Annotated in this window: 17 protein-coding genes and 2 riboswitches; of the genes, 6 read left to right on the forward strand and 11 right to left on the reverse strand. The window is 59.6% G+C overall.

The genetic code is table 11. From position 1 onward, the window contains the following. Positions 1-21: 21 nt before the first annotated feature. The 4 genes from ACVVH8_RS16815 to ACVVH8_RS16830 are packed head-to-tail and all read right to left on the reverse strand — an operon-like array spanning position 22 to position 3049. Positions 22-819, reverse strand: a complete 798-nt coding sequence (locus tag ACVVH8_RS16815) for an amino acid ABC transporter ATP-binding protein (protein WP_475225017.1) — start codon at positions 817-819, stop codon at positions 22-24. Continuing rightward, entirely contained in the window at positions 816-1478 is a 663-nt protein-coding gene (locus ACVVH8_RS16820; protein ID WP_103302346.1) for an amino acid ABC transporter permease, read from the reverse strand. Before ACVVH8_RS16820 ends, ACVVH8_RS16815 begins: the two co-directional genes overlap by 4 nt. 9 nt (positions 1479-1487) lie before the next feature. Continuing rightward, positions 1488-2150 carry an amino acid ABC transporter permease gene (locus ACVVH8_RS16825; protein ID WP_059405928.1) on the reverse strand — a complete coding sequence of 221 codons (663 nt, stop codon included), beginning with the start codon at positions 2148-2150 and terminating at the stop codon, positions 1488-1490. A gap of 50 nt (positions 2151-2200) precedes the next feature. Then, positions 2201-3049: a transporter substrate-binding domain-containing protein gene (locus ACVVH8_RS16830; protein WP_475225020.1), complete on the reverse strand. Its 849-nt coding sequence runs from the start codon at positions 3047-3049 to the stop codon at positions 2201-2203. Positions 3050-3465: 416 nt separating this feature from the next. On the opposite strand from ACVVH8_RS16830, the gene ACVVH8_RS16835 reads away from it, so the two are divergent. The 3 genes from ACVVH8_RS16835 (at position 3466) to ACVVH8_RS16845 (ending at position 4887) form a co-directional block, all read left to right on the forward strand. After that, positions 3466-3870 (forward strand): hypothetical protein, encoded by a 405-nt coding sequence (locus ACVVH8_RS16835; RefSeq protein WP_475225023.1) that lies wholly within the window; start codon positions 3466-3468, stop codon positions 3868-3870. Between the two features lie 94 nt (positions 3871-3964). Further along, the gene (locus tag ACVVH8_RS16840; protein ID WP_475225025.1) at positions 3965-4393 is read left to right on the forward strand and encodes a thioredoxin family protein; all 429 of its coding nucleotides are present in this window, start codon (positions 3965-3967) and stop codon (positions 4391-4393) included. A 68-nt stretch (positions 4394-4461) separates the two neighbouring features. Continuing rightward, on the forward strand, positions 4462-4887 hold the full coding sequence (locus ACVVH8_RS16845) for a hypothetical protein (RefSeq protein WP_103302350.1): 426 nt from the start codon (positions 4462-4464) through the stop codon (positions 4885-4887). 181 nt (positions 4888-5068) lie between these two features. Here the strand turns inward: ACVVH8_RS16845 and ACVVH8_RS16850 are convergent, their stop codons facing one another. The 7 genes from ACVVH8_RS16850 to cobW all read right to left on the reverse strand — a co-directional run bounded on the left by ACVVH8_RS16850 (position 5069) and on the right by cobW (position 17181). Beyond that, on the reverse strand, positions 5069-6628 hold the full coding sequence (locus ACVVH8_RS16850) for a TerC family protein (protein ID WP_475225028.1): 1560 nt from the start codon (positions 6626-6628) through the stop codon (positions 5069-5071). 331 nt (positions 6629-6959) lie between these two features. Continuing rightward, positions 6960-8606 carry a phospholipase D-like domain-containing protein gene (locus tag ACVVH8_RS16855; protein ID WP_475225030.1) on the reverse strand — a complete coding sequence of 549 codons (1647 nt, stop codon included), beginning with the start codon at positions 8604-8606 and terminating at the stop codon, positions 6960-6962. 202 nt (positions 8607-8808) lie between these two features. Continuing rightward, a complete protein-coding gene (locus ACVVH8_RS16860) occupies positions 8809-9411 on the reverse strand; it encodes a vWA domain-containing protein (RefSeq protein WP_475225032.1) in 603 nt (200 codons plus the stop codon). Positions 9412-9464: 53 nt separating this feature from the next. Then, positions 9465-10478, reverse strand: coding sequence for a magnesium chelatase ATPase subunit I (locus tag ACVVH8_RS16865; protein WP_475225034.1), 1014 nt, complete (start codon positions 10476-10478; stop codon positions 9465-9467). 500 nt (positions 10479-10978) lie between these two features. Next, positions 10979-12121, reverse strand: coding sequence for an IS481 family transposase (locus tag ACVVH8_RS16870; RefSeq protein WP_213026430.1), 1143 nt, complete (start codon positions 12119-12121; stop codon positions 10979-10981). A 134-nt stretch (positions 12122-12255) separates the two neighbouring features. Next, a complete protein-coding gene (gene cobN, locus ACVVH8_RS16875; RefSeq protein WP_475225037.1) occupies positions 12256-16104 on the reverse strand; it encodes a cobaltochelatase subunit CobN in 3849 nt (1282 codons plus the stop codon). Positions 16105-16107: 3 nt separating this feature from the next. After that, entirely contained in the window at positions 16108-17181 is a 1074-nt protein-coding gene (gene cobW, locus ACVVH8_RS16880; protein WP_475225039.1) for a cobalamin biosynthesis protein CobW, read from the reverse strand. Between the two features lie 97 nt (positions 17182-17278). Continuing rightward, positions 17279-17490: riboswitch (cobalamin riboswitch) on the reverse strand. A 1039-nt stretch (positions 17491-18529) separates the two neighbouring features. After that, a riboswitch (cobalamin riboswitch) is annotated at positions 18530-18752 on the forward strand. 124 nt (positions 18753-18876) lie between these two features. Between cobW and ACVVH8_RS16885 the strand changes: the two genes are divergently transcribed. From ACVVH8_RS16885 to ACVVH8_RS16895, 3 genes are read left to right on the forward strand one after another with little or no spacing between them, the layout of a single operon-like run. Then, the gene (locus ACVVH8_RS16885; RefSeq protein WP_475225041.1) at positions 18877-19071 is read left to right on the forward strand and encodes a CbtB domain-containing protein; all 195 of its coding nucleotides are present in this window, start codon (positions 18877-18879) and stop codon (positions 19069-19071) included. An 11-nt stretch (positions 19072-19082) separates the two neighbouring features. Next, complete coding sequence (locus ACVVH8_RS16890; RefSeq protein WP_475225044.1) at positions 19083-19784, forward strand: CbtA family protein; 702 nt, start codon at positions 19083-19085, stop codon at positions 19782-19784. Next, entirely contained in the window at positions 19781-20194 is a 414-nt protein-coding gene (locus tag ACVVH8_RS16895) for a cobalamin biosynthesis protein (protein ID WP_475225046.1), read from the forward strand. Before ACVVH8_RS16890 ends, ACVVH8_RS16895 begins: the two co-directional genes overlap by 4 nt. Positions 20195-20218 lie beyond the last annotated feature (24 nt).

A 20218-nucleotide genomic window follows, 5' to 3' on the forward strand; every position in this document is an offset into this window, starting at 1 on the left:
TCCTGATTACAAAACGAAAATTTAAAACCGCGTGCTTTTCAGAAACTCAGCCAGACGCGGCGATTGCGGGCGCTCGAACAGTTCCTTGGGAGGCCCCTGCTCTTCGATGCGCCCCTGATTCATGAAAACGATCTTGTCTGAAACCTCGAAAGCGAAACGCATTTCGTGGGTCACCAGCAGCATGGTCATGCCGTCTTCGGCGAGGCCCTTGATCACGTTGAGCACTTCGCCGACCAGTTCCGGGTCAAGGGCTGAGGTCACTTCGTCGAACAGCATCAGGCTCGGGTTCATCGCAATCGCCCGGGCAATCGCCACGCGCTGTTGCTGACCACCGGACAGCTGGCCGGGAAAATGATTACGGCGTTCCAGCAGACCAACCCGATCCAGCCATTTCTCGGCCAGTACCACGGCTTCGTCCTTGTGCATTTTCTTCACCTTGAGCAGGCCCAACGTGACGTTCTGCAACGCCGTCAAATGCGGGAACAGGTTGAATTGCTGAAACGCCATGCCGGTCATCGCACGATGCCGGGCGATGACTTTTTCGCCATGACGTACGCGTTTGCCGTTGACCTCGTCGTAGCCGATGGACTCGCCGTCGAGCAGGATCTGCCCGCCCTGGAACTCTTCAAGCATGTTCACGCAGCGCAGCAGCGTGGTCTTGCCGGAGCCACTGGAACCGATCAGCGTCACCACGTTGCCGCGTTGCATGCTGAGGTCGACGCCGTTGAGTACTTCGACCGCGCCGTACTGTTTGTGCAGGCCACGAATGTCCAGCAGTGGCTGGCCGTTTGGAACGTTGGAAACTTGAGCTTCAGTCATGGCAAGGCCACCCGCTTTTCAATGTGCCGGCCGAGTAACTCGATGCCGTAGTTGATGACGAAAAACAGAAACCCGGCGAACAGATAGAACTCCAGGGTCATGAAGGTTCGGGCGATGATCTGTTGGGTGCTGAGGAGCAATTCGGCGACGCCGATCACCGAAAGCAAGGTCGAGGCCTTGACGATCTCGGTGGACGAGTTGACCCACGTTGGCAGGATCTGCCGCAGTGCCTGAGGCAACAGCACGTAGCCAAGGGATTGATAAAACGTCAGGCCGATGGCCTTGCTGGCTTCCATTTGCCCACGAGGCAAGGCTTGCAAAGCCCCGCGCACAATCTCGGCAACGTGGGAGCCGCAGAACAGCGTCAGGCCTAAAGCGCCGGCCTGAAACGCGCTGATCTGCCAACCCAGCGCCGGCGCCATATAGAAGCACGCGAGCACCAGTACAAACACCGGGGTGCCGCGAATCAGGTCAACGTAAAAGCGAAACGGCGCGCGCATCCAGAACCTGCCGTAGGTCAGCACCAGGCCGGTGACGACACCGAGCAGCGTGCCGAACAGAATTGCCAGCGCCGACACCTGCACACTGGTCAAAAAACCTTGCAGCAGCGTTTCCCGCGCCACCCACAACTCATGCAACCAACTAGGTGATTGGTACATCGCAGCCTCCTATCGGCGGATCGCCAGACGCTGCTCGAGGTAACGCAGCAGCATGGCAATGAGGTAACAGGCCGCGACATAGAGCGCCGTGGTCACCAGCCAGGTTTCGATCACCCGGTAGCTCTCGACATTGATCTTGCGCGCGTAATAGGTCAGCTCCGGCACCGCAATCGCGGCGGCCAGCGAGGTGTCCTTGAACAGCGAAATGAAGTTGTTCGACAACGCCGGCAACACGTTGCGCAGCATCACCGGCACCGTGACATAAGCCTTGACCTGCCATTCGCCCAGACCAATCGCCAACCCGGCTTCGCGCTGGCCCTTGGGAATGCTGAGCAAACCGCCACGAAACACCTCCGTCAGGTACGCCCCGGCATACAGCGACAGGGTGATGATGAACGACGGAATCTTGTCCAGCCGGATCCCCAGGCTCGGCAACGCAAAGTAGATCAACAGAATCAACACCAGAATCGGCGTGTTACGGATCACCGTGACGTACACCGAGGCCAGCACCCGCAGGGCGCGATGCTTTGACAGCAAGGCAAACGCCATCAGCAGGCCGATCACGCAGCCGATGGCGATCGACACCAGCGCCAGTTCAAGACCCAGACCGAGCCCCGCCAGCAAGGTGTCGAAATCGCGCCACACGGCGGCAAAGTTCAACTGATAGTTCATGGTCAGCAGTACCTTGAGCGGGGCGATGGGCTCGCCCCACTCTCACGGGATCATTTGAATTCGACAGGGAAACCGATTGCGGGCGACGGCAGATCAACGCCGAACCACTGTTTAAACGATGCCGCATAGGTCGGGAATTCAACGCCGGTCATGGCTTCATGCAGCGCGGTGTTGACGAAGTTCAGCCAGTCCTGATCGCCGCGTTTGACCGCGCAAGCGTAGGTCTGCGGGCTCCAGGCGTAAGTCGGGCTGCGGTAGCGGCCAGGGTTCTGCACCATCAGGTATTTGACCGAAGACTGGTCGGTGGCGGCGGCATCGGCACGGCCGGAGTTAACCGCCTGATACATCAGGTCGACGCTGTCGTACTGATCGACCTTGGCCTTGGGCAGTGCCTGATGCACCAGTTCTTCGGCATAGACGTTTTGCAGCACCGCTACGGTGACGCTGTCGCCGCCGGCCTGCAAATCTTCGATTTCCTTGTACTTGCTGTTGTTCGGCAGCAGTAAGCCAACGCCTTCGCGGTAGTACGGCAGGGTGAACGCAACTTGCTGCGCACGGCTGGCAGTAACAGTGATGAACTGGCAGCTCATGTCGACTTTGTCGGTGAGCAGATTGGGAATCCGCGCATCGGACGACTGCACGACAAACTCGACTTTGCTCGGATCGTTGAACAGACCTTTGGCCACCATCCTGGCGATGTCGATATCAAAACCCTGCAACTTGCCGTCCGCGCCCTGAAAGTGCCACGGCGCATTGGTGCTGCCGGTGCCCACAATCAATTTCCCACGGGCCAGAACCGCATCGAGCTTGCTGTCGGCTGCCTGGGCCATACCCATGGCAGCGGACGAAGCCGCAAGAACAAAAACACACGCATTGAACAACGAAGGACGGCGATGCATGGCAAGCACTCCAGGATGGTGTTTATTCCGCTATACCGGAACACAGTTTGTTACTACGGAATAGACAGCAGAAAGTGTGCCACAGGATTGATTCAAAATCCTCGGCGAATCGAAAAACCAATCAGTTCAAACGGTTAGAAAAATTCGGGAATGCAAAAGCAGCCGACACATTTCCCGGGTTCGCGCTACCGGAGGCAACCCGATGGGAAGTAACGTCACATTTGTGTGCATCTGGTTGCTCGATTGAGACCACAACGAAGTCCGATCCGGGAATCAGAAGGCGTCTGAGCAGCGACAGCCGTTCATCGGATTTATGGCTGCACCTGTCAGAGTTGACAGTTGTCGAGTGCCGGGTTTACGAGCCTACTTCGCAGGCCAAACATGGCTTTAAACCACTCCCGATAAGGATATTCGTAATGGCTAATCTCATTAAGAACGGCGATTTTTCTCAGCAAGGCGCGCATTGGACGGCGACCGATCCAGAGAATGTGAGATTTGTAACCGGTCATTGCATTATTGCTGCACCAGACTCAATCAGTCAGAACGTTCCCGCTGGCGCTGGCGGCGGAGGACAATTCATGCTTTTCGCCAGAGTGAAAACACTTTCTGGCCATGGTGCTCGTATCACTGTGCAGCCGCTTCCCACAGGCGAGCCAGTTCACCTTGACCTTCATGGCGGTGCGGAGTGGGACGTGCTGTCGGCGAAATTCGAGGTACAGATCTCGACAATCGCTTTCAAGGTCACACTGGAAGCCAGTGATGGCGAGTTTGGTGTCCCAGGCTCTTATTTTGGCGATGTGACGCTCTCGAAACTGCTCTGACACTGAAGTCTGACAAAAGGGGTCATCGGCCAACGGTGACTCGTTTCTTCGTCCTGGGTATGCATTGCCGACGTAGCGAGAAAAGGAGTTTCCAATGAGTTCGACAGGCCTTCACTCAATGCTGCCGCCGACCTACCGCAAAGCCCTGAAAACCTGGCGCCCGGTGATCCTCTACTTCGCCAACGAACACTGCCCCGCGTGCGAATGGGCCGGGCCGGTGTTCCGGCAGATCGCCGAGCCTTATCGGCATCGCGCCAATATCTACATGCTCAACACCAGCGAATCGCCGCGCCATCCGCAGGTGATGGGCACGCCAACGGTGCTGTTCTACAAGGACGGCAGGCTGGTGAAAAACCTCAAAGGCATCGGCACTGAAGAAACCCTCGCACGGGATTTCGCCGAGCATATCGGCAGGACCAAAGCCCCCGCTGCGCCCCTTAAACGACTACATGACCTGCTTTGGTTACGCCAGATACTTCGCACTCTGCGCACTGTTCCACGTGCGCGCCTGCGGGTTCTGTAATGAACGTGCCGCCTGAATGAACAGACTTGAAGCAGCGGTAACAACCAGACATCAACAAGGGATTGGATATGACGAATTTAATCAAGAATGGCGAGTTCACCGAAGGCGAAGATAATTGGTCAGTTACCCATCCAGAGCATGTGCGTATCAGCGACGGTGAGTGCACGATCGCTTCCCCCGGCTCCATCAGCCAGGAGGTCGCTTTTCATTCTGAAGTCGAAGAGTATGCGCTGTCCGCCAGAATGAAGACTGCGCCCGGCTTCACGACTCGCGTTTTATTGACCCTACATCCTGCTGGCGACGAGCTTGAGCTGACGCTAAAAGACGCTTCGAACTGGCAAGTGTTGACTGACTGGATCATCGCGCCACCAGGAACGACCAGAGCCACGGTCACGCTTCAGGCAGACGGAGCAACCGGAGTAGCCGCCTCGCAATTTGGCAGTCTGGTGCTTCTGAGTCTAAACAAGAAAAAGCCGAAAAACGTACCGGCCTGAATTGTCGCGTGGTGGCGATCTCTTTTTGGTGGTTGAACACATGGACTGTGTTGCCAGCGTCTCCAAACAAGCGCATTCGCGTTCAGGCTCGCTCCCGCATTGGAATGCATTTCCCTGGGGCAGCGAGCCTGCTCGCGAAGAGCTCATAAAAGTCCATAAAAGTCGGTAAAAAGCTTCGGCATTACGCGGCCTCTCGCACCAACAACACCTGCGTCACACGACGCTCTTCAACCGCCACCACAGTCATGTACCAGCCCGCATGCTCCAGACGGTCACCTTTAATCGGCAATCGATCCAGGAGGCTCATCACCAACCCCGCGACCGTCTGATAGTCCTCGGTCGGCTCGGCACCGAAGCCGGTGCGCTGGCGAACTCGCGCAAGGTTCAGTGCACCACTGACCATAAAACCGCCCTGCGCCTCGAGCACATCCGGGCCTTCAATTTCACTGGCATCAGGCAGCTCACCGGCAATCGACTCCAGAATGTCGGTCATGGTCAGCACGCCGACGAAGTCACCGAATTCGTTGACCACGAAAGCAATGTGGGTCGACGCCGCGCGCATCTGCTCCAGTGCGTTGAGGATCGAAAAGCTGTCGAGCAGGTTGATGGTCTTGCGTGCCAGATGCTCCAGGTTGGGCTCGGCGCCAGCCAGGTATTCCTTGAGCAATTCCTTCTTGTGCACGAAGCCCAATGGTTCATCCACCACACCGTCGCGGATCAGCGGCAGACGCGAGTAGGACGAGTGCATCAACTTCGTGCGAATCGCCTCGGCATCGTCGGCCAGATCGATGGTGTCGACGTCCGCGCGCACGGTCATCAGGCTGCGGATCGGCCGCTCGGCCAGTTGCAGCACGCCGCTGATCATCACGCGCTCACGGCGGTCGAACAGTTCGGCGCTCGGCGCGTCACCATCGTCCAGCAGGTCGGAAATCTCTTCGCCGACCTCCTCCACCGCCAGCTTGCGACCGCCCAGCAAACGCATCACCGCATGGGCCGTACGTTCACGTATCGGCCGCAAGCCCTGCATCGAACGTTTGCGTCGGGCCCGGGCGATCTGGTTGAACACCTCGATCAGGATCGAGAAACCGATGGCCGCGTACAGATAGCCTTTCGGGATGTGGAAACCCAGACCTTCGGCGGTCAGGGCGAAACCGATCATCATCAAGAAGCCCAGACACAGCATGATCACCGTCGGGTGTGCGTTGACGAAGCGGGTCAGCGGCTTGCTCGCGACAATCATCAGGCCGATGGAGATGATCACGGCGATCATCATCACCGCCAGTTCATCGACCATGCCCACGGCGGTAATCACCGCGTCCAGCGAGAACACCGCGTCGAGCACCACGATCTGCGCGACGATCGGCCAGAACAGCGCATAAGCGGTGTTGGTCGAGCGCCCGCCGACATGGCCTTCCAGCCGTTCGTGCAATTCCATGGTGGCTTTGAACAGCAGGAACACGCCACCGAACAGCATGATCAAGTCACGCCCGGAGAAGCTCTTGTCGAACACCTCAAACAACGGCTGCGTAAGGGTGACCAGCCAGGAAATACTCGCCAACAGGCCCAAGCGCATGATCAGCGCCAGCGACAGGCCGATGATTCGGGCTCGGTCGCGCTGATGCGGTGGCAGTTTGTCGGCAAGGATTGCAATGAACACCAGGTTGTCGATACCCAGCACCAGTTCCAGCACGATCAAGGTCAACAAGCCTAACCAGGCCGTGGGATCCGCTAACCATTCCATAAAATGTCTCTATCTCTCTTCAGTGAATTCAGGCTGCCGGACACGGCAAAGCGCAACGCGAAGGCTGTGAAGCCGCGTTATCAACGATAGTCAGGTGTCGGAAAACTGGATGCTGCGAGTGCGTCAAGACCGCGCCGTGGCGCGAAGGGAAGGTACGACTGGGAGGCTCCAAGAGGGTGTTCATGTAGATCCTGAATGAAAAAAGGCCTTGAAGCGTACAGGCAGGAGTGACTTTTCCTACAGTGCGAAATCATTTCAAAATCTGTACGCCAGGGAACTGAGTTGTTTGTGACGACGCCTGCTCGCGAAGAGGCCTGTAAAAACAGCGCCATCAGCGGCCGGCGAAGCGCTGGCGGGACAGCGCCCGCAAATCCCCTTCAACGTAATAATCATTGGTCCAGCTGTCATCCACCGCCAACGGACTGACCTGCTTCAACGCCAGTTTTTTCGCGAAATATCGAAACCGGTAATGCTCATAAAACCGCAACAGCTCCAGGCCATAACGATCAGCCAGATCGGTATCACCGCGAATGATCAGGTAGTTCTCGTCGTTGCCATTGCTGGCCGAAGCACTGAGGTTGTGACTGCCACTGATGATGGTCGGAGCGTCCGTGGTGAAGTCAGTGACCACGGCTTTGGTGTGCACCAGCAAATTACCTTTCTGGCCTTTCATGTTTTCACGCAGCCAACCTTCCAGACCGGTGTTGAGCAACGCCGTTGCGGCGAACTCGGCCGTGCGGTCGGCGTGGAATCCGGTGATGCGGCTGACCGTGTTTTGCAGGCCATAACGCAAAATGTCGTCATGCGGCCGGCCGAGCAAGGCGTTGAGGATGGCGTCGGGCAAAGCGAACGCGGTCACAAACAACACATCCTTTTTCGCCGCTCCGATAATCTCGACAAATTCGCGCAAATCAGCGCCCCCGGTACGTGGCGAGAATCCGGCGAACAGCGGCTGCGTGGCGTCCATCGGGTTGTGTTCGGTGATCCACGTACGGGTCGCGCCGACGTCTTCCGGTGTCGCCCAGACTTCTTCGAAGGTTTGCAGGTAACGACTGGCGACGGTCGCCTCATCGAGGACATGAACCACGTTGGCCTGCCGATAGACGCCATTGGCAGTGAAGTTGGTGCTTCCGCACAACACCACTTGGGGCTGGCGCTGGCCCGCCGCATCGAGCCGGCTGAGGACGATAAATTTGTTGTGGAAGATGTTGTGCGTGACGCGCCCGCGCTTGCTCGACGCGGGCAGTTTAGCCAGGCTCGCTTCGTTGATTGTGGTGTCTTCGTCATCGGGTCGGGCGTGATACAGAACGCGAATCCGTACACCACGCTCGAAGGCTGCATTCACGGCGTCGACGATGGCTTGCAACTGATATTCGTAAATGGCGATGTCCAGTGCCCACTGCCCATCGACCGCGCGCTCGATAAACCCCAGCAAACGTGCGAGCAAGCCGTTCTCCAGCCATTGTCGCGCCGCATCAGGCCAGGCTTCGATGGGCATGTTTTTGTTGGCGCTGATCTGCGCATCGAGGTCGGGAAACTTGCGCTGGAACGCCTGACTGGCGGCCACGGCACGATTGAAAATCACGCTTTGATCGGCTGGATGACCGTCGTCGCTGATGACGGTCAGTTCCAGAAACTCACCCAGTTGGGGAGCCTCCGGCGTGCCATAAGCGAGGTGGACGCGATAGTGAATGGTCATCCCCGGATTCACCGCGTAATCGGCCCAGCGAAATTTCTGCAGCGGGGCCTTATCGCTGGGGGTGGCGTGAAACTGCGGGAACGTGTGGGTTTTTCCGGGGAAGGTCAGGCTGTTGAAAAGAAACAGCCAAGGCTTGTCGCCTTGCTGTTTTTCGATGGCGAATCCGAGCAGACCTCTGCGCCGGGGTTCGGCCAGATCCATCGCCAGCAGCACGCCGTTGGTACCGGCGTAGGCTTTGACGCGGAAGTCGTCCTGAGGGTTCTTGACCAGAATGCGCATCGCTCACTCCTTGTGATTGCGGCTGGGGTGCAGCATAGAGCAGTGCTGCGAATTGTGGTCAATAGATCCGAATCCGAGTGGAGGCCATCGCGGGCAAGCCCGGCTCCCACAGTTCCCGAGGCGGACACAATGCCTGGGGTCAACAGAAAAACCTGTGGGAGCGGGCTTGCCCGCGATGAGGCCCGGTCAGACGACACCAGAATCAAAGGTCGTCGATGTGCCGATAATCTGCGGCCAATGCCTCCGCCAGATCCCTCGCCCGCCCTAACCGAATCGGCCCGCGTTCGATATCGATCAACAGACCCGGACAATCCAGCGTCGGCAAGCCTGACCAGGCTTTCAAACGCCCGTCCGTGACCACCAGCAAGCGTTGCTGCTCGGCCGGAAAACGCTTGCGCCGCACCGTAAGCCATTGCTGCGCCTGCGCCAGTGCCGCGAGCAACGGCGTCCCGCCCCCCGCGCCCAAAGCATCGAGCCAGACACGCAAACCGCTGGACGCCTTCAAGCCCTGCACCTGCCACTTCGGCGCCGCGCCACTGGCGGTCAGTAACGCCAGCCGCGCACGCTGGCGATAGGCGTCATCAAACAGTTGCGCGAGCAGGCCTTTGGCATCGCGCAGCGCGTGATGGCGGCGCGTCGAGGCCGAAGCATCGACGATCACCAGCCACAACTCATGGGGCGAGCGGGTGCGCAATTGAAACAACAAATCTTCCCGGCTTTGCGGGCGGCCGTTAAGCAGCGTTCCCGGCCAGTTCACCGCGCCACTGCGAGCCGCATGACGTTTGCCCTGGCGTCCGTTATCCAACCGTCCGGCGCGGGGTCTGGCATTCGCCCCCGCGTCAGACCGGGGGCGAATGCCTAGGGCTTTTTTTCCAGCGGCCAGCTCGGCACTTCGCGGCGGGCACCGGTGGCAAGTGCCGGGGCCGGCATGTCGCCCCACTGGCCCTGCCCTTCGCTCGGGTTCGGACTGGCCGCCGCGTTTGCCGGGGATTGCGCGGGTTGTTGAGGAGTGGAAGGCATTTGTTCGCGACGACGATGGCGCAGGGCAAATTCGGCGACAGCGTCGATATCCTCTTCGGCGATGGCCGTGGCACCACGCCATGCCGCGTGAGCGCGAGCCGCGCGCAACCACACCAGATCAGCACGCAAGCCATCGACGCTGGCGGCGAAACAACGCTCGGTGATGTGCGCCAGCGCGGCATCGTCCAGAGGAATGCCGACCAACGCGCTGCGGGCGTTTTCACAACGCTCACGCAGGGCCTGTTGTGCGCTTTCCCACTGGGCACAGAATCCTTGTGGATCGCTGTCGAAATCCAGCCGCCGGCGAATGATCTGCCCGCGCTCGGTCGGTGCGGTATGGCCACTGAGCGCGACGTTGAGGCCGAAGCGATCAAGCAACTGCGGGCGCAACTCGCCCTCTTCCGGGTTCATGGTGCCGATCAGTACAAACTTCGCCGAATGCCGGTGGGAAATACCGTCGCGCTCGATCAGGTTGGTGCCGCTGGCAGCGACGTCGAGCAACAGATCGACCAGATGATCGGGCAGCAGATTGACTTCATCGACATAGAGCACGCCGCCGTCAGCCTTGGCCAACACGCCGGGGGAAAACTGCGCGCGGCCGTCGCTGAGGGCGGCATCGAGATCGAGCGTGCCGACCAGGCGCTCCTCGGTCGCGCCCAGCGGCAAGGTGACGAACTGGCCGCTGGCGAGCAGATCTGCGAGGCCTCGGGCCAGGGTGGATTTGGCCATGCCACGCGGGCCTTCGATCAGCACACCGCCGATTTTCGGGTCGATGGCGGTGAGGCACAGGGCGAGTTTCAGGTCATCGGCGCCGACCACGGCGGAGAGCGGGAAATGTGGGGTGTCAGTCATTTGGGCTTTTCTCTTTCGTGGTCTTTGGTGTGCTTGAGGGTTGCCGGGTGTCAGGTAGAAATACCCTCACCCTAGCCCTCTCCCAGAGGGAGAGGGAACTGACCGTGGTGCTCTTTTGAGGTCCGCCGACTTGAGCTATCCAGTCGAACTCAAGTTTTTAACAGCACACAGATCGGCTCCTTTTCCCGTGGTGCTCTTTTGAGGTCCACCGACTGAACTTTCCAGTCGAACTCCAGTTTTGAACAGCACACAGATCGGCTCCCTTTCCCGTGGTGCTCTTTTGAGGTCCAACGACTGAACTATCCAGTCGAACTCCAGTTTTGAACAGCACACAGATCGGCTCCCTTTCCCGTGGTGCTTTTTTGAGATTCACCGCCTGAACTATCCAGTCGAACTCAAATTTTGAACAGCACACAGATCGGCTCCCTTTCCCCCTCTCCCCCTTGGGTGTATGTACCGGAGACATGGTGGACACATGTTCGGAGACATGGTGGACGGTTTTAGATCTTCTTACCTGCCGTAACGATCTGCAAGTTCAAGTCGATTCGGGCAATACGATGTCTACTCCAGTAGACATCGTGGATGCCATCTTCCGTCGTTTCCCGGATAGCTACTGACCTCCCATAAAAAGCTTTTCCGACTGTGTATTCACGGTTCCGCCAGTAGATCTCGCCCTTCACCTGAACCTTCCTGACCACATCCCCATCGTCGTACTCCGGCGCCGCGGGCTGCTCCTGATATTCCCGTGGGCTGCTGCTGTAGCGAGTAGCAGGCACCTGCATGTCCAACGCTTGATGTGGACGCTTCTGGTTGTAGATATCACGCCAGATATCAAACGCCCGTTGTGCACCGTTGAGATCAATAAAATGTCGGTCTCGCAGGACTTCATTTTTCAGGCTGCGGTGGAAGCGTTCCAGCTTTCCTTGGGTTTGCGGATGATAAGGTCGAGAGTGCCCGACCTTGATGCCCTGACTCATCAGCCAGACCTCCAGCGCGGTATAAACGCCAGTCTGGTCACCCCAGGGTGAACCGTTGTCCATCGTCATGCGCAAAGGCAGACCATGACGCCGAAAGACCCGGATTAGATGCTCCTGAACGGTTTCACGTCGCTCATCGAGGCAGGCCGCGATACACAGCGAAAACCGCGAATGATCGTCCAGTATCGTCAACGGATGGCAACGTCCCTGAGCCAGGCTGATATGGCCCTTGAAGTCCATCTGCCAAAGATCGTTGGGCGCTTCATGCTCGAAGCGGATAAACGGTTTAATCTCAGCGGCCTTTGAATCAACGCGTGAATGACGCTGTAAAACCGCATGCACGGTACTGACCGAAGGCATTACTGCGCCGCTGTCTTCCAGCACACGTTTGAGCTTGCGAGCGCCCCAAGCCGCGTATTCCTCACTCACGGTCAGAATCTGCTGCTCAACCTCTTCAGCGCAGCGTTTGGGTGACGTCTTCGGTCGTCGAGACTGATCGATCAAGCCCTCTGCACCTGAAGTTTCAAACCTGTTGAGCCATTTGTAGGCAGTGCTTGGGCTGATATTGAATCGGCGGCAAAGCTGCCGGACATTGGCTCCTTCTTGCCGAGCCAAATGCACAAACTCTGAACGAAGCTGCACGGTGGACACCTCTTCCCAGGACACAGGTCATCTCCTTGGTGATGAGCAATGTGTCTATTAAAAAGTGTCCACCATGTCTCCGAACACCTGTCCACCATGTCTCCGGTACATACATTGGGGGAGAGGGCTGGGGTGAGGGGGTGGCGTTCTTGAGTGCGTTACATATCTTCTTCTATATCCAGCAACAGATTCTCCAGCGCCTCTTTATAAGCACCAGGTTCCTGCCACATCCCCCGCTGCTGCGCTTCCAGCATGCGTTCGGTCATGTCGCGCAATGCATGCGGATTATGCTCGCGGACAAATTCCCGGGTCGCCGGATCCAGCAGATACGCGTCCGCCAACAATGCGTACTGGTGATCGTCGATCAACTGCGTCGTCGCATCGAACGCAAACAGATTATCGACCGTCGCCGCCAGTTCGAACGCGCCTTTATAGCCGTGCCGCTTGACCCCGTCGATCCATTTCGGGTTCGCCGCCCGCGAACGGATCACCCGGTTCAGCTCTTCTTTCAAGGTGCGGATCTTCGGCAGATCCGGCTGGCTGTGATCGCCGTGATAACTGGCCGCCGCTTCGCCGCGCAGGGTTTCCACGGCGGCGAGCATGCCGCCCTGGAACTGGTAATAGTCGTTGGAGTCGAGCAAGTCGTGCTCGCGGTTGTCCTGATTCTGCAGCACCGCTTGCACTTGACTCAAACGCTGGACGAACTGTTCGCGAGCGGCGGTGCCTTCGTCCGCACCGCCATAAGCGTAGGCGCCCCAGTTCAGGTAAACCTCGGCCAGATCCTCGCGGCTCTGCCACAGTCGACCGTCGATGGCGCCCTGCACGCCTGCGCCATAGGCACCCGGTTTGGCGCCGAAGATCCGCCATCCGGCCTGACGCCGTGCAGCGTCTTCATCGAGGCCCGATTGCAGCAGTGCCTCGCGTTCGGCGCGGACTTTGGCGGCCAGCGGATTGAGATCGTCCGGCTCGTCCAGTGCAGCGACTGCTTGCACTGCAGCATCGAACAGGCGAATCAGGTTGGCGAAGGCGTCGCGGAAGAAACCCGAAACCCGCAGGGTCACATCGACACGCGGACGGTCGAGCAGGCTCAGCGGCAGAATCTCGAAGTCATCGACCCGTTGGCTGCCGGTGGCCCACACCGGACGCACACCCATCAGCGCCATGGCCTGGGCAATGTCATCGCCGCCCGTGCGCATGGTCGCGGTGCCCCAGACCGACAGGCCGAGCTGGCGCAGGTGATCGCCGTGATCCTGCAAGTGCCGTTCAAGAATCAGCGTGGCCGACTGAAAACCGATGCGCCAGGCAGTGGTGGTCGGCAGGTTGCGCACGTCCACCGAGTAGAAGTTGCGTCCGGTTGGCAGCACATCGAGACGGCCACGGCTAGGAGCGCCGCTCGGGCCAGCGGGGACGAAACGCCCGCTCAAGGCGTCGAGCAGGCCGCGCATTTCGGCGGGGCCGCAGGCGTCGAGGCGTGGGGCGACGACTTCGCGCAGGTTTTCGAGGATCGCGTCGACTTCAGCCCCACGCGGACCCTGTAGGAGCGAGCCTGCTCGCGATGGCGTCAGGTCGGACAATTCAGTTTTGAATGACACACCGCTATCGCGAGCAGGCTCACTCCTGCAGGGGTTGTGCAATGTCTGGGAGATCAGTTCGGCGGCAAACAATTCGAGGCGTTCTCGGGTATCGCCGGCGGTGCGCCAAACCTCGTCGCTGACCGATACCAGTTCCTCCGGCCGCGGGCCAAGCCACGAATCGGCCAGTGCACAATCGAGTGGATCGAAACCCAATTCAAACGCCTTCGCCAACGCCCGCAGCAAACTCGACTGCGCACCCTTGCCATCGCCACGGGGAATTCTCAGCAATGCCAGCAAGGTATCGATACGCAAACGCCCGGTCGGTGACTCACCGAAAATATGCAACCCATCGCGGATCTGCGATTCCTTCAAGTCGCACAAATAGGTATCGAGACGCGGCAGCCAGATTGCGGCATCGGCATCCCTGTCCAGCGCCGCATCGAGTTGCAGCTCACGGTCGATTTGCGTGTCGCGCACCAGTTGCAGAATGTCCCGCTGCAGTTCACGGGCGCGGCGCGGATCGAGCAGTTGCGCCTCGTAATATTCGTCGGCCAGCAGTTCCAGATTACGCAGCGGGCCGTAGGTTTCGGCGCGCGTCAGCGGCGGCATCAGGTGATCGATGATCACCGCTTGCGTACGCCGTTTGGCCTGGGCGCCCTCGCCCGGGTCGTTGACGATAAATGGATAGATATTCGGCAGCGGCCCGAGCAATGCATCCGGCCAGCAGTTCTCGGAAAGCCCGACGCCTTTGCCCGGCAGCCATTCGAGGTTGCCGTGTTTGCCGACGTGGATCACGCCGTGGGCACCGTAGTTACTGCGCAGCCAGAAGTAGAAGGCGAGATATCCGTGGGGCGGCACCAGATCCGGATCGTGATACACCGCGCTCGGATCGACCTGATACCCCCGCGCAGGTTGAATGCCGACGAAGGTCAGGCCAAAGCGCAGGCCAGCGATCATCATGCGCCCGTCGCGACACATCGGATCGTTTTGCGGCGGCCCCCAACGCTCGATCACGGCAGCGCGATTGGCCTCAGGCAGCGCGTTGAACATGGTCAGGTAATCATCCATCGCCAGGCTTTGCTGGCATGGGCGCAAGTCAAGCGTATCGAGGTCATTGCTGACGCCGCCAAGCAATTGCCGGATCAGCTCGGTGCCGCTCTCCGGCAGTTCCGGTGTGAGCGGATAACCTTCGGCCTGCAAGGCGCGCAGGATATTCAGCGCCGCCGCCGGCGTATCCAGACCGACACCGTTGCCGATGCGTCCGTCACGAGTCGGGTAGTTGGCGAGAATCAGCGCAATGCGTTTCCCGGCATTCGGCACCCGCGCCAGATCGATCCAGCGCCGCGCCAGTTCGGCGACGAAATCCATACGTTCAGGTTGCGCGCGATAACAGACCACATCCGACTGACTGCGCTCACTGCGCCAGGCCAGATCCTTGAAGCTGATCGGGCGGCTGATGATGCGCCCGTCGAGTTCCGGCAAGGCAATGTGCATCGCCAGATCCCGTGGACCGAGGCCCTGCTCGCTGTCACGCCAGCCGGGCTCGTTGTCCTGGGCACAGATGGCCTGGATCACCGGAATATTGCGACGAAACGGCCGTAAATGCGGCGCTTCAGGGCTGGACTGGGCGAAACCGGTGGTATTGAGAATAACCCCTGCCTCGACCTCATCCAGCCAATCTTCGACGACCGACAGACAGCCGGGCTCTTTCAGACTGGCCACGGCAATCGGCAACGGATTAAGCCCCGCCGCTTGCAAGCGCTGACAGAAAACATCGATGAAGGCGGTGTTCGCCGCTTGCAGGTGCGAACGGTAAAACAGCACCGCCGCGACCGGTTGCTCCGACAGCCAATCGGCTTGCCAGTCACTCAGCGCAGCGGTGTTTTTGTTCGGGTGGTAAATCGCCGTGCGCGGCAGGGTCTGCGGCTCATCCCAGGCGTAATCGCGGCCGAGCCAGCGGTTGCCCAGACAACGGAAGAAATCCAGCGCATTGCCCATGCCGCCCTGACGCAAGAATTGCCAGAGACGATCACGATCCTCGGCGCCGACGGTGCTCAAGTCGCTGAGTTCCGGATCGGGGCGATCATCACCCGGCACCAGAATCACCTGTACACCACGCTCGGACAGTTCGATCAAACGCTCGACGCCGTAGCGCCAATAGGCAATGCCGCCGTGCAGCGAAATCAGAATGACCTTGGCGTGACGTAGCACTTCATCGACGTACAAATCGACCGAAGCATGATTTTGCACCTGCATCGGGTTGGCCAGACGCAGGCTCGGATAATCCTCGGGCAACTGCTGCACGGCTTCGGCGAGCAGCGCCAGACTGGAGTCGCCGCTGCACAGGATCACCAGCTCGGCGGGGGTTTGTCCAAGGTCGGCAATGTTGTCATCCGACACGAAACCGCCGGGCTGGGTCCTGAGCAGGTGCATGGTTTAAACGCTGAGCGCGGCGCGCAGTTGCGCTTCGAGTTGCGCCGCGTCGAGCTCCTGACCGATCAACACCAGGCGCGTAACGCGCGATTCATCGGCGCCCCACTGACGGTCGAAGTGCTTGTCGAAACGCGTGCCCACACCTTGAATCAGCAGGCGCATCGGCTTGTTCGGAATGGCCGCGAAGCCCTTCACGCGCAGGATGCCGTGCTTGACCACCAGTTGCGTCAGCGCGTCGAGCAGCAGGCTCTCGTCGGCTTGCGGCAGTTCGATGGAGATCGAATCGAAGGCGTCGTGATCGTGGTCATCGTGGTCGTCATCGCCTTCACCGTGGTGGTGATCGTGATGGCTGTGGCGGCTGTCGATGTGTTCCTCAGAACCGGCACCGAGGCCGATCAGCACGTCCAGCGGCAGGCGACCGTTGCTGGCTTCGATGATTTTCACCGCTGGCGGCAACTCTTCGGCGACTTCAGCGCGGACGCGAGCGAGATCTTCCGGGCTGGTCTGGTCGGCCTTGTTGAGGATTACGAGGTCGGCGCTGGCCAGTTGGTCGGCAAACAGTTCGTGCAGCGGCGACTCGTGGTCGAGGTTCGGGTCGAGTTTGCGCTGGGCATCGACCTGATCAGGGAACGCAGCGAAAGTGCCAGCAGCCACGGCCGGACTGTCGACCACGGTGATCACCGCATCCACGGTGCAGGCGCTGCGGATTTCCGGCCACTGGAAGGCTTGAACCAATGGCTTCGGCAGGGCCAGGCCGGAAGTTTCGATGAGGATGTGATCGAGGTCGCCACGACGGGCAACCAGTTCGCGCATCACCGGGAAGAATTCTTCCTGAACGGTGCAGCACAGGCAGCCGTTTGCCAGTTCGTAAACGCGACCGGTGGCTTCTTCTTCGGTGCAGCCGATGGTGCATTGCTTGAGGATTTCACCGTCGATGCCCAACTCGCCGAACTCGTTGACGATCACCGCAATACGGCGGCCCTGAGCGTTGTCGAGCATGTGCCGCAGCAGTGTGGTTTTGCCCGAGCCGAGGAAGCCGGTGACGATGGTGACGGGGAGTTTGGCCAGTGTTTTCATCGGATGCCCTTTGGCAAGGTGGCGGGCAAACGGGACGAGATCCGCGGCGCAGGCGCGCGCGGAAGAATTCGCCACCGGATCACCCCGCCCGGTTGTAGTGAGAATCTTTGACGAGGCAGGTCTCCTGGCTGACGGTGTTCAGGCCTTGGGCCTGGTATTCGCTGCGCCTTCCCGCTGGCTCATGGGTTGAGCTGGCAGTGGCGTGGCAGTGAATTTCACCGTTCACAGTTGCGGGGGCAGCCGCGGCTTGGACCGCGTTCCCTTCTTAGCTCCGGTTTGTGCCGGAGAACCTCGAAAGCGCAAGGCTACGCATGGTGTGGTGGCGGGTCAATGGGGTTGGGTTTTAGGTTTGGGGGCATATCCGTTGCTGCGGGTGTTGCTGATTAGGGTTCCGCCCTTACGGCGGGTCACTTTTTCCAGACGCCGAAAAAGTAACCAAAAAGGCTGCTCCCGGACGTACGGCACTTCGCCTAGGCTCAGTGTTCCCTCGCTACGGCGTCCATCCGGGGGCATCGCCTCCGGTTTGCTTCGCTGCACCTCCTCTCGATGTGTTTGGCTTCGCCAAACGGCGCTGCGCGCCTACCCCGGATGAACACCTCCGCTCGGCCTGCCGATGGGCCTGAAGATCAAGAGCAGGATCAACAGCCAGATCAAGAGCCAGATCAAGAGCCAGATCAAGAGCCAGATCAAGAGCCCCTCACCCTAGCCCTCTTCCGGAGGGAGAGGGGACTGACCGAGGTGTTTGGGAGAGGTACACCGACTCGAAATACCGAGTCGAACTCAGATTCTGAAAGGCTCAAAAATCAGCTCCCTCTCCTTGGGGAGAGGGCTGGGGTGAGGGGCAAATCCAACACAAAACCAAAGCCGACCGCACGCTTCTCAACACTCAACACTCAACACTCAACACTCAACACAATGAGCGTCAGCTCAAGTACCGCTCTTGACCTTAACCAATCAACACAATGAGCGTTAGCTCAAGTACCGCCCTTGATCTTCACCACTCAACACAATGAGCGTTAGCTCGAGTACCGCTCTTGATCTCAGCGCCCGTCGGAAGGCTGAGCGGAGGGATTGATCCGGGGTGGGAGCGCAGCGACCGTTTGGCGAAGCCAAACACATCGAGAGGAGGTGCAGCGCAGCAAACCGGAGGCGATGACCCCCGGATCGATCCCGCAGCGAAGGAACCCGAGCCACAGCGAGGGCCGTACGTCAGGGTAAAGCCTTTTTGGTTACTTTTTCGGCGTCTGGAAAAAGTGACCCGCCGTAAGGGCGGAACCATAGGCAGCCGTTACCGCAGCACCGGATCCACCCCCGCAAAAAATTGACTAAAAACCCACCCCCATGCTCTCCTACACAACTTGTTACGGGTGCCCTTCACAGGGTGAAACGGGAAACCGGTGAATCATGTGCTTTACTCTTAAGCCATGTCAGTCCGGTGCTGCCCCCGCAACGGTAAGCGAGCGAAGCGTCAAAACCACTGTGCCCGCAAGGCATGGGAAGGTGACGCTTGCAGGTCGGCCTGACGCCAACCCCTCGTGAGCCCGGAGACCGGCCCATAACACACAGCCGCGCATTTGTGCGTCGCTGAACATAACAAACCCGCGGTGGGCGGGCGCTGTTCGAACCTCTGCGTGCCCGACTCGCAGGGGTTTTCATGCGCTCTATTCACCCGCTGACACTCCAGAGGGAAGCGCCATGTCGATCATCAGCAGCACCGGCAGCAACACAGACAAAATCGCCAGCAGCACACTGAGCCAACGTCTGACCGCCGCCATCTTCGCGTCGATTCTCGGCGCCAGCCTCGTCTATTTCGCCGGTTTCTCGCACATCGAAGCGGTCCATAACGCTGCGCACGATACCCGCCACAGCGCCGCATTCCCGTGCCACTGAGACCTGCCGACATGATCAAGCGAATTGCACGAACCGCAGGTTTCACCGGCCTGCTGGCCGCCCTGCTCCTCACGCTGCTGCAAAGTTTCTGGGTGTCGCCACTGATTCTGCAGGCCGAGACGTTCGAGAAAGCCGAGCCTGTGGCTGAAGCTCACGAACACGCCGCCGGTGCAGCCGCACACACCCACGATGCCGAAGCCTGGGAACCGGAAAACGGCTGGCAGCGCGTCGTCTCGACCACTGGCGGCAATCTGGTAGTGGCCGTTGGTTTCGCTTTGATGCTCGCCGGTCTCTACACCCTGCGCGCGCCGACCAAGACCTCGCAAGGTCTGCTTTGGGGCCTCGCTGGTTACGCCACTTTCGTACTGGCGCCGACGCTGGGCTTGCCGCCTGAACTGCCAGGCACTGCCGCAGCGGATCTGGCTTCGCGGCAGATCTGGTGGATCAGCACCGCCGCCTCCACCGCTGCCGGTCTGGCGCTGATTGCGTTCAGCCGGCACTGGCTGATGAAAGTCCTCGGCGTGGCAATTCTCGCCGTGCCACATGTGATCGGCGCACCACAACCGGAAGTGCATTCGATGCTGGCTCCGGAAGCCCTCGAAGCCCAGTTCAAAATCGCTTCGCTGCTGACCAACGTCGCGTTCTGGCTGGCTCTTGGCCTGATCAGCGCCTGGCTGTTCCGCCGCAAAAGCGATGGTCAATACCACGCATGAGCAATGACAGCGCAGCGCCGACCTTTGTGGTCGGCCTGGGCTGCCAGCGCGGCTGCCCCGCCAGCACGCTGCGTGCGTTATTCGATCAAGCCTTGCAGGCTCATCGCATCGACCTTCTGGCAGTCAAGGCTTTGGCCAGCATCGACTTGAAGCGCGATGAGCCGGGTTTACAAGAGCTCGCCGCGCAACTGGCCCTGCCCCTGCAGTACTTCAGCAGTGAAGAATTGGCCAGCTACCAACAGCGACTGAGCCACCATTCGCAGATCGCCTACGAACGCACGGGTTGCTACGGCGTGGCGGAAAGCGCGGCACTGGCCCTCGCCGAGCAACTGATTCAGGCCCCGGCAAAACTGCTGATTTCCCGACAAAAATACGCACAGGCAACGTTGGCATTGGCCGGTGCCGCGTAAAATCCCGATAATCCCCGCCATCGA

The organism is Pseudomonas trutticola BRTCR10, assembly GCF_056155105.1.